The following is a 14,455-nucleotide window of genomic DNA, read 5'->3' as shown; positions in this document are numbered from 1 at the left end:
CCCCCGGCCATGAGCCGCGGCACCAGTCGCCGGCCCACGGTCCCGGTCCCGCCTGCCACGAGATCCCGCGGGACCGGCGGCGCCCCACCGCTTAGCCTGGGAGCATGCGCGGGGGCCTGGTCACCTTGTTCCTCTGCGGTGACGTGATGCTGGGCCGGGGTGTCGATCAGATCCTTCCGAACCCCGGGGACCCAGTGCTGCGGGAGACGTACGTCCGTGACGCCCGTGCCTATGTCGAGATGGCCGAGGCGGTGAACGGGCCGATTCCCCGCCCGGTCGACTTCTCCTGGCCCTGGGGTGAGGCACTGCAGGTCCTCGACGAGGCCGCGACTGACGCCCGGATCATCAATCTGGAGACCAGCGTCACGCAGGCCGGCCGGTTCGCACCCGGCAAGGAGGTCCACTACCGGATGAACCCCGCCAACCTGCCGTGCCTGGCCGCCGCCCGCCCCGACGTCTGCGTCCTGGCCAACAACCACGTGCTGGACTTCGGGCTCGGCGGACTCGACGAGACGCTCCGCGCGCTGGCCGGCGCGAGGCTGAGAACGGCGGGGGCCGGCCGGGACGCGGGCGAGGCCGGGCGCCCGGCGATCATCCCCGTCGACGGCGGTGGCCGGGTGCTGGTCTTCTCGTGCGGGACGGCGTCCAGCGGCATCCCACACGGGTGGGCCGCCACCGCCGAGCACGGCGGTGTCGACTTCGTGGCCGCGCCGTCCGGCGCTGCCGCGGCCGGGATCACCAGTCGCGTACGGCAGGTGAAGCGACCGGGCGACATCGCGGTCGTCTCGATCCACTGGGGGGCGAACTGGGGCTTCGGCATCTCCCGTGACGAGGTCCGCTTCGCTCACGCGCTCATCGACGGCGGGGCGGACATGGTGCACGGGCACTCCTCGCACCATCCGCGCCCCGTGGAGATGTACCGGGGAAAGCTGATCCTGTACGGCTGCGGCGACTTCGTCGACGACTACGAGGGAATCAGCGGCTATGAACGGTACCGGGACGATCTGCGGCTGCTGTACCTCGTCACGGCGGATCCGGTCACCGGCACACCGGCCGCTGTGCGGATGGTGCCCTTCCAGACGCGGCGGATGCGGCTGCGGCACGCTTCACATGATGACGCCGACTGGCTGCGGACCGTTCTGCACCGGATCAGCCGCGACTTCGGGTCACGTGTCGTCCGTGAACCGGACGGCACTCTCGTCCTCCGGTCACCGCGAGAGCGAGCGCGGTGATCACGCACCCCAGCCCCGGCAGGCAGCGGGCCCGCACGCCGGTTCGAGCACCAACTCGCAGACGCACAGGGGCATCGGGCAGCGGACCGACGAGCCCCTCACCCGACCCCGGCCGGACGCGGGATCGCGGTGGTCCATAGGGTCGGGGGCATGGTGAGTGAATTCAGCGACGCGTTCCTTCTCGAGGCCGAACGGCATGCCGCCTGGGGCGCGGCCCAGCTCGACGCCCTGACCGCGTTCCTGCCCGAGGGGCCGTGGACCGCCGACCTGCCGGCCTGCCGGTACCGGCAGGGGGAGCTGGAACTGCGCGTGGCCGTGCTCGGTACGTACGACTTGGACGAGCAGTCCTGGATGTGGGGCTGGGCGAACCCGGGCCTGCGGGGGACCGAGGTGGTTGCTCTGGCCGGCGCGGTCGAGCGGTACGGGCGGGCGCACGGCATCGCCGAACTGACGGAGGAGGTCCTGCATCTGTCCGGCTTCGACGACCCGCGGCGCGCGGCGGAGATGCTCGCCTTCACCGGGATGGGAGTGGCCGAGGCACCCGGGTACATCGGCGTTCCGGCGGGACCGGCCACGCAGGTCTACTTCCTGCCCGACGACACGCGGGTTCCGCGCGCGGGCCTGGATCCGGTCTCGCTGCCGCGGACACTCCTGACCGGAGCGGGGCTGATCGGGTACTCGGCCCGGCACGTCGTCGGCGGGTACTTCGATCACCACGGCGTACCGCAGCGCGTCGAGAGCGGCCGGATCGTCGCCGACCTGCCCGGCGGCAACGCGGTCGAGGTCGACTTCGATGCCGCGGGCCGGATCGCGGGCGTAGGGGTCAAGGTCCTGCCCTGAGGCGGTCATTGGCGCTCGTCATATGTGCGCAGGCCCGAGCGGCACGTGCCGCTGACTGACCGTCAGGGCAGCACCGCCGCGTTCCCCGCCCGCCACACCTCCGACAAGGGCGCCGCTTCCTGGCGCGGGGACCCGACACCGAACTCCCAGAAGGCTGGTGAAAGGGCCGACGCGACCTTGTCGCTACTCGCCGGTACCCCGCAATGGATCAAGCGGGGACCCCGCCGCCCCCGCCGCGTCCGCGACGCCGCGGACACCGGATCCCGAGGAGGCCGGCATGGTCGAGGGAGCCGGGTCGGCCGAGTCGGCCGGGACGTCCGTGCCGGACCAGGCCGCCAAGCGGCGGTCGTCGCCCCGGCGTTGCCTGACGGGGCTGATCCGCGTCTGATCCGGGCGCACGCGGCGGCCGTGTCAGTGCTCCCCTCTGCGGTCCCTGTTGACGGCCCGGCGGGAGGGGGCGGGCACCTCCTCGGAGTCGAGGAGGTCCTCGCCGTACAGGTCCTGCAGCCAGTTGGTCTGGTAGATGGTGTCGAGGTAGCGCTCGCCGAGGTCGGGGGCGATGGCCACCGCGGTGAGGCCCCGTGTGTCGTGCCGGGCCAGCCAGTCCGTCGCGCCGCTGACCACGGTTCCGGTGGAGCCGCCGAACAGGAAGCCGCGGCGGGCCAGGCGGTGGCAGGTGCGGATGGTGTCCGCTTCCTCGACCCGGATGACCTCGTCCACGTAGGACTCGTCGAGCAGGGGCGGGCGCATGCTCATGCCCAGGCCGGGGATCATCCGGCGACCGGGCTCGCCGCCGAAGGCCACCGAGCCCACGCTGTCCACGGCGACGATCCGCACCGGCCGGTGCCACTGCCGGAAGTAGCGAGCGCAGCCCATCAGGGTCCCGGTCGTGCCCGCGCCGATGAACAGCACGTCGAGCCGCGGGAAGTGGCCGGCGATCTCCGGTGCCGTGGTGCGGTAGTGCGCCCGCCAGTTGCCCGCGTTGGTGTACTGGCTGAGCCACACGTACCGCTCGTCGGACGCGCACAGGTCGCGGACGTAGTCGATCCGTTTGCCGAGGAAGCCGCCGTTGGCGTCCAGGTCGGCCACGATGTGCACGTCGCTGCCCAGTGCCTCCATCAGGAGTCTGGTCGACAGGTTGCAACGGGAGTCCGTCACGCACAGGAACCGGTAACCCTTGCTGGCGGCGATCATGCTGAGCGCCACGCCGAGGTTTCCGGACGAGGACTCGACCAGGATCGAATCCGCCGTCAGGAGTCCCTCTCGCTCGGCCGCCTCCACCATCTCGTTCGCGGCTTTCAACTTGATGGAACCGGCGAAGTTGAAGCCCTCGCACTTCAGGTAGAGACGGCACCCGAGGACCGGCTCGAGGTCGACGTAGAGGTGTCCTTCGTTGAAGGCGTGGGGAGCGGATATGACGGGCACGGTGGGCCTCCGGGTGCCAGGGCCGAGCGGTTGGCCTCAGCCGTAGCGGCGCAGGTCGTGGAAGAAGTCGTCGATGAGGCGGAGGTGACCCGCCCGGGCCACTTCGTCGTAGACGTACTTGCCGACGGCGAGGTCGAGGACGCCGAGTCCGAAGGGTGAGAAGATCACCGGTCGGCCGGGCGGCGGGGTGAGCCGTCCGGTCATGACGTCGTCGAGGGTGCCGTCAAGGAAGTCACGGTTGCCCGTGAGCTGTTCGGCCAGGTGGGGAGAGGTGTCGGCCTTCAGGCAGTGCTCGATGTCGTCGACGATGTTGGCCGACGAGAGCAGGATCTCCGGGGCGAGGTCGCGCAGGGACACGTGCAGGACGAGGGGGTTGTGGGCGAACCAGCCCGGGTCGGTGACGTGGGGTTCACCGGCGACGGTGGCGAAGACCACCAGGTCGCTGGAGCGGATCAGCTCCTCGGCGCTGTCGTGGACGGTGACCCGTCCGGGGGCGCCGGACTGCTCCAGGTAGCCGCGGAAACCGGCGGCACTGTCGGCGGAGACGTCGTACACGCCGACCGTGTCGAACGTCCAGGCGGTGCCGGTCAGGAAGGTGTGGATGTAGCGGGCGATCAGGCCCGTGCCGAAGAAGCCGATGCGCGCGGGGCGCGGCCGGGTGCGGCTGAGCCAGTCGGCCGCCAGCGCGGCGGACGCCGCGGTTCTGGTCGCGCTGATGATGGAGCTCTCCAGGCAGGCGAACGGGTAGCCCGTGTCGTGGTCGTTGAGGATGAGGACCGCGGAGGCACGGGGCAGGCCGGCACTCACGTTGGCGGGGAAGCTGGAGATCCATTTCAGGCCGTCGACGTTGACCGACCCGCCGATGGAGGCCGGCAGCGCGATGATCCGGTCCGCCGGGCGGTCCGGGAAGCGCAGGAAGTACGACGGGGGGTTGACCGATTGCCCGGCGCCGTGCAGCCGGTAGGTGGCCTCGACGAGCTCCACGATCTGTTTCTCGCGCCCGCTCAGGGCCTTCTGGACCTGGGCGCCGGAGATCACCGCGAAGGTCGGGGTCGCCGGATGGGCCTCGCCCCGCTGGGTGGTGGGTGACAACAGGTTGGTCATCGCCGGCTTGCCTCCGGGTTCGGGCAGCAGTCGGGCAGGCGCCGGGGCTCGGCCATGGCCACCAGTACCTGGCGCTCTCCGCTGAAGGCCTCTCTGCTGTGTGCGGTACGGATGTTGTCGACGAGCATGAGGTCGCCGGCCTGCCAGGGCTCGCGCCGGGTGTGCTCCTCGTAGGTGGCGTTGAGCAGTTGGACGACGTCCTCGCCGATCGCGGTACCGTCTCCGAAACGGGTGTTGAACGGCAGGGCGTCCTCGCCGTAGACGTCCACCAGGTACTCGCGCACCTCCGGGGCCAGCGTCCACTCGTTCATGAAGGCGATCTGGTTGAACCAGCAGCGCCGGCCGGTGAGCGGGTGCCGTACCACGGCGCTGCGCCGCTGCCGTGTGTGCAGGGACCCGTCGGGCTGCCAGGCGAAGTCGATGGCGTGGGCGCGGCAGTAAGCTTCGACGGCCGCGCGGTCGTCGGTGCCGAAGGACTCCACGAGGGACGCACCGATCTCGTCGTTGTAGGCGCGGGTCAGCAGCCAGCCCTCGCGCTCGAACCGTTCGCTCAGTTCGGCGGGCAGCGCCTGAAGCACCTCTTCCGCGTCGGCCACCGCCGTCGCCCCGCCCTGGCTGGGCGCGGTCAGGCACGCGAACAGCATCAGGCCGGGCACCTCCAGCACGTAGCTCAGTTCGTGGTGCATGCACATCGGCTGGTTCGCCGGCCAGGTGGCGGATGAGTACAGCCCGGGGCCGTACGTGTCGCGGGGCGCGAAGGCCTCCCTCTCGGTCATCAGGCCACCGGCCAGTGCCGCGAACACGGCACCGGCCTCGGCCGCGTCCCGCAGTCCCAGGCCTCGGACGAGCAGCGCACCGTGCTCGGTGACCTGGGCACGCAGCGCTTCGCGGTGCTCGGCCGCCCAACTCGGCTTGTCGCCGGGGGAGTCGACGTGCAGGATCGGCGGTCTGTCCGGCTCGAGCTGCACGTCACGCAGCGTTGCCAGGGGGGGTGACGACGACATCTCAGTCTCCTTTCGGTTGCCCCGGTGGAGGCGACGGGAGGGTCAGGGGGAAGCCAGCGGTTCCACGGCGCCCAGGACGGCCCGTGCCGCTTCGGCCGGACGGGTGCGCGGGAAGTAGTGGCCGCCGTCGGCGAGTTCGTGGAGCTCCACGCGCTCGGCCAGGAGCTGCCAGTCGCGCCAGCGGCCGGCGTACCCGGTGGTGTTCGGGTCGTCGACGGCGACGACCACGGTGACCGGCGCGGTCAGCTTCACCGGCGGTGGGGTTTCCAGGGCGGCGGCGAAGTAGCGGTGTGCGGACACGCAGTCGTGCCGGTAGGCGGCTCCGACGTGTTCGGCGTGCTCGGCGTTGAGTTCCCGCAGTTCGGTGTAGCCGCTGTCCGCGGTCAGCCGCGCGGCGATGTCGGCGTTGCTGCGGCCCGTCAGTTCGGCGACGGCGGCGTGCCGGTCGCCGGCGGTGCCGAGCAGTTGCGCGCCGAGGAACACCCGGGAAACGTCCACACCGCGTTCCTGCAGCTTTCGCGCCGTCGCCAGCGCCGGCGCGGCGCCCGACGAGTGGCCCCACAGCATGACTCCGGCCGGGCCGCGTCCGGTGAGCTCGGCGACGACCCGCTCCGCCACCTGCTCGATCGGCGCGAACGGCTCGGTGTGGGCGGCCAGGTCGTGGCCGGGCAGGTCGACGGCGTGGACCGCGACCCCGCCGGCCGCCAACGCGCTTGCCATGGGCTGGTAGTTGACCGCGTTGCCGCCCGCGTAGGGGAAGCACACCAGTACGCGGTCCGGCACGCCGTCCGCTTCCGACAGCGGCTGCAGCAGCTCCGGGCGCTGCCGGGCGGTGCCGTCGAGGAGGGCGGCGAGGTCGGCCAGTACCGGATGCCGGGTGATGTCCTTGAGGGACACGGCGCGGTCCAGGGCGATGGTGAGTTTCACCGCCGACAGTGAGGTGCCGCCGGAGTCGAAGAAGTGGTCCGTGCGGCCGATCCGGTGCTCGGGGACGCCCAGCAGCTCCGCCCACGCGGCCGCCAGCTTCCGTTCGGTCGGAGTGAGCGGGGCCCGGTCGTGCTCGCCGGTGGTGTCGCTCGCTGCGGGCGGTGCCGTCTGTTCGGCCAGCGCGGTCAGGGCCTTCCTGTCGGTCTTTCCGTTGCCGGTCAGCGGCAGGCCGGCCTGCCAGTGGAAGGCAGAGGGGATCATGTAGGCGGGCAGTTCGGCGCTCAGCGCCTGACGCAGCGCGTCCGCCTCCAGGCGCCGGCCGGTGTAGAAGGCGTGCAGGTGCTCGCTGTGGTCGGCCCGTTCGGCGACGACCACCGCGCCGTCGCGCACCCCGGGTACGCGCAGCAGGGTGTTCTCGATCTCACCGATCTCGATGCGGAAGCCGCGGATCTTGATCTGGTTGTCCCGGCGGCCGAGGAACTCCAGCTTGCCGCCTGGCTGCCAGCGCCCCCAGTCACCCCCCAGGTACAGCCGCTCACCCGGCCGGTGCGGATCCTCGCGGTAGGCCTCCCGGGTCCGGTCGGGGTCGTTGACGTAGCCCCGCCCCACACAGACACCGGAGAACGCGATCAGACCCGGGGCGCCCAGGGGCACCAGGGACAGGTGCTCGTCGACGACGTACACGTGCACGTTGTTGACCGCACGTCCGAGCAGCACGCGCTCGGGGACGCCGTCCATGACCTCGTGGTTGGTGTCGTCCGACGTCTCGGTCAGGCCATAGGCGTTGACCAGCTTGATCCCCGGCTGGATCGCGAACCAGCGCTGGACCAGTTCCCGTTTCAACGCCTCACCGGTCACCGACACGCACCGTAGGTCCGGCAGCGGGCGGGGATGCTGCTCCAGGTAGGAGACGACCACTTCCAGGTAGGAGGGCACGACCTGCACCACACCGGCCCGGCCGCGGACGAGGGTGTCGACGAACCGCTCCACGTCCACCACCACCTCCTGCCCGACCAGCAGTGTCCGTCCGCCCACGAGCAGCGCCGACACCAGCTGCCACAGCGAGATGTCGAAGCACTGCGGGGCTGTCTGTGCCACCACGGACCCTTCGGCGATCCCCAGGTCGTCGATCTTGGCGTGGAGATGGTTGAGCATGCCCGCGTGCTCGCACATCGCGCCCTTGGGCTCGCCGGTGGAGCCGGAGGTGAAGTAGATGTAGGCCAGCTGATCGGCGTCGACCTCCACCGCGACGTCCGCGTCGGCATGCCGCTCCTCGTACGCCGTCCCGATCAGCAGCTTCTCGACGCCCGGCAGAGTGGCCAGGGCCTGGTCGAGGGTGTGGGTGCTGCCGGATTCGGTCAGCACCAGCCGGCACCCGGCACGTGACAACGTCGCCGCGATACGTCCGGCCGGGAAGTGCGGTTCGATCGGCAGGTAGACGCCGCCCGCCTTGAACACCGCCAAGGTCGCGGCCAGCCAGTCGAGATGACGTTCGGTGACCACCGCGACCACGTCTTCGCGGTCCAGTCCCCGCTCCAGCAGTGCCCGCGCCAGCCGGTTCGCGCGTGCGTTGAGTTGGCCGTACGTCCACTCCCGCTCGCCGTGCACGGCCGCCACCGCCTGCGGATGCGCGCGCACCCGCTGCTCGAACAGCTCGTGCATCCGCGCCTGGGGCAGCGTCCGGCGGGGCCCGGCCAGCCCCTCGAGCTGCTCCTGCACCTCGTCGGCGGACAGCAGGCTCTGCCGTGTGTGATCGGCGTCCATGTTCGCCGTGATCAAACGAAGCGCTGTCAGGTGGTAGCCGCCGATCCGGGCCGCGCAGTCGGTGTCCAGCACCTGCTTGCGATACCGCAGCCGCACCGCCGGCCGCCCGTCCCGGTCGCACCAGCCCACGCTCAGCGCGGCGTAGTCGACGAGCCCGGCCTCCTCCCCCGCCGGGTCGAACACGATCTCGTACGACGGCTCCGCCAGTCCCAGTTCCCGCCGCAGCTCCCCCACCGGGAAGTGCCGGTGCGCCAACAACTCCGCCTCGGTGCGGTGCGCCTCGGAAACGAGCGTGCGCCAGGACCCGGGGGGAACCGTCAGCCGGCACGGCAGCGGTCCGCCCCGCACGCCCGCGACATAGCCCGTCACGACGTCCTGCTCACCGGACAACGCGGCCAGCACCTTGGCATGCGCGGCCAGCAGCACCGCGCTCACCGGCACCGCCGACTGCCGCGCCAGCTTCCGCACCGCCGCCATCACGTCGTCCGGCACGGCAGCCTCGTACTCGGCCACTCCCGCGACCGGTTCCCGAACCCATCGTGGCACCGCGGTGAGACCACCAGCGGTCAGCACACGGCTCCAGAACTCGCGGTCCGTCTCCACGCTCGCTCCCATCGAATGGCCTTCCTCAATTCAGCGTCGCCGGAGCGCCGTCGGCCGGAGACGCTGCTGTTGCCGAGCCGATGCCGCGGAACTGATCGGGGGCATCCGGCATGTCCACGGCGGGGTTGCCACCCCACTGTGCGTTCGGGGGGACTTCCTCGCCTTTCATGAGGAAGGAGTCGGGTGCCAGCACGGCGCCGTCGCCCATCGTCACGCCGTAGTGCACGTGGGCGGCCACACCGAGCGTGCAGCCGGCACCGATCGTGGTGCCGTCGGACTTGAAGGTGCCGTCCTCCTGCGAGTGGCACTGGATCTTGCTCCCCGCGTTGAGGGTGCACCCGTCCCCGATGGTGGTGAGCGTCCGCTCTGTGAGGTAGCAGCCGTCGTCGAACACCCTCCGGCCGATGCGCACTCCCAGCAGCCGCCAGACCAGGGGCTTGAACGGAGTTCCGTTGAAGACGTTCAGGTACTGGTCCGGAACCTTCCACAGGCGCTCGTGCCACCAGAAATACGGGTCGTAAATGGAGCACAACTGAGGGCGCAGCGCACGGAACGACGTGGTGCAGCGCTCCACGACGACGTAGTACAGGGTGGTGACGCCGAGCGTGAGGGCCAGGTATGCGGCGATCACCACATGTCCGAGTACGCCGTACAGGTCGATGGAGGCGAGAGCGACAACCGTGAGCAGGAAGGTGTGCAGCCACCGCGCGAACAGCATCAAGGCCATCGACCGGAGGTTGTAGCGGTTCTTCGCGGCGAGGCGGCGGCGCAGTTCGTCTCCGGTCCTGAGAGCGTCGAACCGTCCGTCGCGCTCGACCGACCGGGGAATCTCGAAGCAGGGCGAGCCGAGCAGTCCCACCCCTTCGCGCACCTCACCGTCGAGGGGAATCATCACCTTCGTCGCGAGCAGGCAGTTCTCACCCGTCCTGCCGCCCGCGGGATAGGCGATGTTGTTGCCGAGGAAGTTGCGCGGTCCGATCGACGCCCGGGACACCCTGAAGGAGGTGCTGGAGAATTCCGCGTTGAGGACCGACAGTCCGTCGGCCACCATCGTCCCCCTGCCGACAGAGACCAGGAAGGGACTCTCGTGCTGCATTTCCGTGCCGAAGTTCGACCCGGTCTGCTCGACGCGGGACAAGTCGTATCCGAGGCCGCGCAGGTAGTACACGATGTAGGAGCTGTCGCCGAAGAGCCAGGCGAAGAACTTCACGTTGGTCATGCGGGCCATCGCCCGGTGGACGGCGTAGTGGAATCCGTACAGCGGATAGACCCGGTCGGGTTTTACCGCCGGCCTCAGCAGACGCGGCACGGAGTACAACGCGACGAGCCCCAGAACGACGAAGCCGAAGAACAGCACGAGGGACACGGCCAGCGCGTCGGTGGTCAGGACCGAGAGCGCGAGTCCGTCCGTGTCCGGGCCGAGTCGCTTGCCGATCGCCGGAACCTCGGTGAACAGCATGTACACCCCGCCGAAGGCCAGCGGCAGATAGAGGAAGAACAGCTGGAGCAGGGTGAAGAGCCCGAACCAGGCCCGGCGCGAGGTGCCGCACCTCGTCGGCGCGACCCGCACGTAGTCGGTCACCGTGGGCTGGGCCGGGGACCCGTGCCGGTGCTCGCCGTCCGGTACCACCTGGCCGCGGTACAGGGCGGAGGAGTGCCCGAGCTGCGCTCCGTCACCCATCGTCGTGTCGATGTCGAGGACGGTCTTCTCGCCGACGAACACGTCGTGCCCGAGCGTGACCCGCCCGGTCTCGATGCGCCCCGCGTGCGCCCGGTAGCAGAGGAAGAACGAGTCCTTGCGGATCACCGTCCCGGCGCCGATCGTGAGCAGGTCGGTACAGACCGGTACGGAGCGGGAGAGGATCGTGACTCCCTTTCCGATGCGCGCGCCGAGTGCCCGGAGATACAGCACGTACAGCGGATTGCCGACGAAGAAGACCATCGGATTCGCGTGCAGCAGCACCTTGACGAGCCAGAAGCGGAGATAGGCGGGACTCCACACGGAAAACTCGCAGGGCTTCCAGCGGCCGACCAGTGTCCATTTGGCGATGACCGGGAACAGGCACATGGCCACGAAGCCGCTGCCCCCGAAGAGAAGCGACCGCAGATAGATGTCGGCCAGCCCCGGTCCGGTGGCGATCCACCCGTAGCCTCGTGCCGCGGCGAACCCCGCGACCAGGGAGTACACCAGGAAGACCAACAGTTGGAAAGTTCCGCAGAGTACATGGTTCCGGCGGCTCTTCGGCGTCACCGGAGCCGACGCGGTCATCCGCGCTGAAGGGGACTTCGGGTGCGGCGAATGGGCCGGAGCGTCAGTCGCCGCCGCGAGAGCCGCCGCCAGGCTTCGTATCGTCGGGTGCCGGTATATGTCCTTCATCGACGCGGACGGCAGATCCGGCCTCTTCCTGATCCGTGCGCAGAATTGGGCCATGACGAGGGAATTGGCACCGAGGTCGTCGAAGAAGTGGCTGTCGACCGGTATGCGTTCGACGGACGTGACATCGGCCAGTACGTCGGCGAGCCTCCTCTCCGTTTCGGTCACCGTCGGGCCGGAGCTGTTGCGCCTGTCGACGACGGCTTCGTCCGGCCCGGATATATGGACCTCGGAGGACTGCTCCATCTTTCGACCTCCTGGAGGACGTTTCGAGAGCCGGCTACCGAACCATGGAAGCCGCGATCGCTATGCGTCATTTCGTGATCACGAACCGTGGATCTCAGTTTCGGTCGGCCTCCGTCGGGCTGCCACTCCGAATCGATCGCCGGTGAAGGAAACGAGTGCTGCACGGGCATGTGGGCCTTGGCTTCCCGCGCCATTGGGCCGGAGCCGGGCATCACCCGTTTGGCGGGATTCCACGGCGGCCCGGACCCAGGCCCCTGCTCCCCGCCCGGTCGCTCACGGCGACGGTGCGGGTGCCCGCCGAACATGCCGTTGGGTGGAGCAATCACCGGTGCGCCGCGGCGCCGCGCAGCAGGCTGGACCTCTTGTCGAGATCGCGTGACAGGAGTCCCGTGTGCGCAGGCCGCATAAGCCGAGCCGTCAGGCGTGTCGTCCGCCCGCTCGTCCCACGCCCGGGACTGTCCGCTGCGGCCCGGCGGCGTCCGCGCACGGGAGCGACCGGTGAGGCACGGACGTACCGGTCGGGCGGCCCGTCGGGAGCCGGAGGCGGGCACCGCCGGGCGGACGCGGCTGCCCGCGCCCCCGGCGTGGATGCGCTGGCTTCCGGTCATGTACGTCGCGGCCGTCCTGCTGATCGAACCGGTCACGCCCGTTCAGTGGCCGGTGAGCTTCGTGCTGACCGCCCTCCCGCTGGTGACCGCCTTCGCCCACGGCCCCGTCGTCGTCGGCGGCGTCACGGCGTTCGCCGTCGTCTTCGAAGGGGTGCTGGCCGGTACGCCGTGCTGTGCGGGCCGGGCCGTCGGCTACCTGTGGGACCGCCACTACGTGACCACCTACGTGTGTACCGCCCTGGTAGGCGCCCTTGGCACGATCCTGGCCGCTCATCGCATCCGCCGTGAGCGCACGCTCGCCGACGTACGCTTTGTCGCCGAGATCGCGCAGCGCGTCCTGCTCAGACCGGTTCCGCACCGGATCGGCAACCTCCTGCTGGAGAGCTTCTACCTCTCCGCCGCCGCGGAGGCGCGCATCGGGGGCGACCTCTACGAGGCCGTCCCCACCGCACACGGGGTCCGGCTGCTCATCGGCGATGTCCGCGGCAAGGGCCTGCTCGCGGTGGAGACGGCCGCCGCCCTGCTCGGCGCGTTCCGTGAGGCGGCGCATGACGAACCCGGCCTTCCCGCCCTGGTGGACCGCGTGGAGACGAGCGTGACCCGCAGGATGACGCAGCTCGGCGGAAGCGAGATGAGCGAACGGTTCGTCACCGCCGTCTTCGCCGAGATCCCCGCCGACGGCCATCTCGTCCGCGTCGTCAACTGCGGCCACCCTCCCCCGCTCCTCATCCGCCCTGACGAGGTGCGCGAACTGGACCAGGGGCGGTCGGCTCCGCCGTTGAACCTCGGCGTGCTCGTCGGGGACCCGTACCACGTCGACGCCTACCCCCTCCGGCCCGGTGACCAGATCCTGCTGTACACGGACGGCATCACGGAGACCCGCGACGCGGCCGGCTCCTTCTACCCCCTTCTCCAGCGCCTCCGTTCCTGGGGTCCCCTCCCGCCGCGGGAGCTCATGGAGCAGCTCCACCACGACCTGCTGGTCTACAGCCACGGCCGCCTGCAGGACGACACCGCGGCGCTCACCGTCTGCCTGCTCGCCGGTGCCGGGGGCCGCTCCGGCATCCCCGGCGGCGGTGGATAACGTGCTGCCATGCGCGTCGACTACTCACCGGAATCCATCGATCCGGGTTCGTTCTACCGGTTGCTCACGTCCGTGATCGTGCCCCGGCCGATCGCCTGGGTCTCGACCCTCACCGCGGACGGCCGGACGGCCAATCTGGCACCGCACTCGTTCTTCACCGTCGCCTGCACCGATCCGCCCATCGTCCAGTTCACCTCCGTGGGGCGCAAGGACTCGCTGCGCAACGTCGAGGAGACGGGTGAGTTCGTCGTCAACTTCACTCCCGAGCCGCTCTTCGAGCAGATCAACGCGACCGCGACCGACTTCCCCAGTGACGAGGGCGAGTTCGAGGCGGTGGGTGTCGCACGGGAGCCCTCGGTGCGGGTGAAGCCTCCGCGCGTGGCCGCGTCTCCGGTGGCGCTCGAATGCACGCTGCACGCGACGCTGGGGCTGGGCAACTCGACGGTGGTGTTCGGCCGGGTCGTGCACGCGGTCGTCAGTGACGAGGTCCTGGTGGACGGCCGACCGGACATCGGGCTGCTGCGCCCCCTGGCCCGGCTGGGCGGGAACGAGTGGGGCACGGTCGGGCAGATCCACGATCTGGCGCGCATCCCGTACCAGGACTGGTCCCCCGACCGCATGCGGCGACAGCCGGACGAGAACCGGGACTGAGCGCGGGCGCTGTTCACCGTGAAGACCAGCGCCCCCGCCCCCGCGTCCTCTCGCACGGGCCAACCCGGCCGGCGGGAGCACGCTGATCGTCCATGGGTCCCGGATCGGATGATCCGGGACCCATGGACGCGGTCACGTTTCCCTCAGTGAGCGACGTGGAGGCTCCCGCCCGCCGCAAGACCATCAGGAGAGGCAACAGCCAGAACGTCGGCGCAGATGTCCGCGACCGGCGTCTCGAGGTGGAGACCCCCGGAGCCGCCGCCCGAGAGACCGCCGGAGACATGGTCCAGGCCGGCGTCGGAGATCTCGGCTGTCTCAACCTGGGGGGCAAGGTTCATGACGCGCTGTTCCCTTCGAATAGGCACTTTTCCATGGCGAGTCGGCTCGCTCGGTTCCCGTTGCCGAGAGCCGTTGACGGCGACCCGCGCCACGCGATGATCAAAGCACGCGGGCATGGGGACGGCCAGCCGCCCAAGGCCCGAGCAGGACGCACCGCCGAAGCCGCCTTCACCGGCGTGACGGCGTGGTGACCGAACACGCTCACTCCTTCACACGGCCTGCTGCGCCGGTGCACGGTCCCGTGCGGAATCCCT

The 14,455-nt window shown here is 70.3% G+C and carries 10 protein-coding genes; 5 read left to right on the top strand and 5 right to left on the bottom strand.

Translation table 11 applies throughout. The annotated features are described in order from the left end of the window. Positions 1 to 104 precede the first annotated feature (104 nt). Both ACIBBH_RS31040 and ACIBBH_RS31035 read left to right on the top strand, forming a co-directional pair. A complete protein-coding gene (locus tag ACIBBH_RS31040; protein ID WP_399410290.1) occupies positions 105 to 1,232 on the top strand; it encodes a CapA family protein in 1,128 nt (375 codons plus the stop codon). A gap of 150 nt (positions 1,233 to 1,382) precedes the next feature. After that, on the top strand, positions 1,383 to 2,072 hold the full coding sequence (locus tag ACIBBH_RS31035; protein WP_399410288.1) for a DUF6882 domain-containing protein: 690 nt from the start codon (positions 1,383 to 1,385) through the stop codon (positions 2,070 to 2,072). A gap of 411 nt (positions 2,073 to 2,483) precedes the next feature. On the opposite strand, the gene sbnA is transcribed toward ACIBBH_RS31035, so the two are convergent. From sbnA to ACIBBH_RS31010, 5 genes are read right to left on the bottom strand one after another with little or no spacing between them, the layout of a single operon-like run. Further along, positions 2,484 to 3,497 carry a 2,3-diaminopropionate biosynthesis protein SbnA gene (gene sbnA / locus ACIBBH_RS31030; RefSeq protein WP_399410286.1) on the bottom strand — a complete coding sequence of 338 codons (1,014 nt, stop codon included), beginning with the start codon at positions 3,495 to 3,497 and terminating at the stop codon, positions 2,484 to 2,486. Between the two features lie 36 nt (positions 3,498 to 3,533). After that, positions 3,534 to 4,601 carry a 2,3-diaminopropionate biosynthesis protein SbnB gene (gene sbnB / locus ACIBBH_RS31025; protein ID WP_399410284.1) on the bottom strand — a complete coding sequence of 356 codons (1,068 nt, stop codon included), beginning with the start codon at positions 4,599 to 4,601 and terminating at the stop codon, positions 3,534 to 3,536. Then, entirely contained in the window at positions 4,598 to 5,605 is a 1,008-nt protein-coding gene (locus tag ACIBBH_RS31020) for a TauD/TfdA family dioxygenase (RefSeq protein ID WP_399410282.1), read from the bottom strand. Before ACIBBH_RS31020 ends, sbnB begins: the two co-directional genes overlap by 4 nt. A 42-nt stretch (positions 5,606 to 5,647) precedes the next feature. Beyond that, complete coding sequence (locus ACIBBH_RS31015; protein ID WP_399410281.1) at positions 5,648 to 8,911, bottom strand: amino acid adenylation domain-containing protein; 3,264 nt, start codon at positions 8,909 to 8,911, stop codon at positions 5,648 to 5,650. A gap of 13 nt (positions 8,912 to 8,924) precedes the next feature. Further along, positions 8,925 to 11,519, bottom strand: a complete 2,595-nt coding sequence (locus ACIBBH_RS31010; RefSeq protein ID WP_399410279.1) for a Pls/PosA family non-ribosomal peptide synthetase — start codon at positions 11,517 to 11,519, stop codon at positions 8,925 to 8,927. 498 nt (positions 11,520 to 12,017) lie between these two features. Here ACIBBH_RS31010 and ACIBBH_RS31005 point away from each other — a divergent pair, with 498 nt between their 5' ends. The 3 genes from ACIBBH_RS31005 to ACIBBH_RS30995 all read left to right on the top strand — a co-directional run bounded on the left by ACIBBH_RS31005 (position 12,018) and on the right by ACIBBH_RS30995 (position 14,392). Next, entirely contained in the window at positions 12,018 to 13,211 is a 1,194-nt protein-coding gene (locus ACIBBH_RS31005; RefSeq protein ID WP_399410277.1) for a PP2C family protein-serine/threonine phosphatase, read from the top strand. 9 nt (positions 13,212 to 13,220) lie between these two features. Next, the gene (locus ACIBBH_RS31000; RefSeq protein ID WP_399410275.1) at positions 13,221 to 13,862 is read left to right on the top strand and encodes a flavin reductase family protein; all 642 of its coding nucleotides are present in this window, start codon (positions 13,221 to 13,223) and stop codon (positions 13,860 to 13,862) included. Between the two features lie 122 nt (positions 13,863 to 13,984). After that, a complete protein-coding gene (locus ACIBBH_RS30995; protein WP_399410273.1) occupies positions 13,985 to 14,392 on the top strand; it encodes a hypothetical protein in 408 nt (135 codons plus the stop codon). Positions 14,393 to 14,455: the final 63 nt, after the last annotated feature.

It is taken from the genome of Streptomyces sp. NPDC051636 (assembly GCF_044453765.1).
Lineage (GTDB): Bacteria > Actinomycetota > Actinomycetes > Streptomycetales > Streptomycetaceae > Streptomyces.
This window is presented reverse-complemented; position numbering and strand designations above follow the sequence as displayed.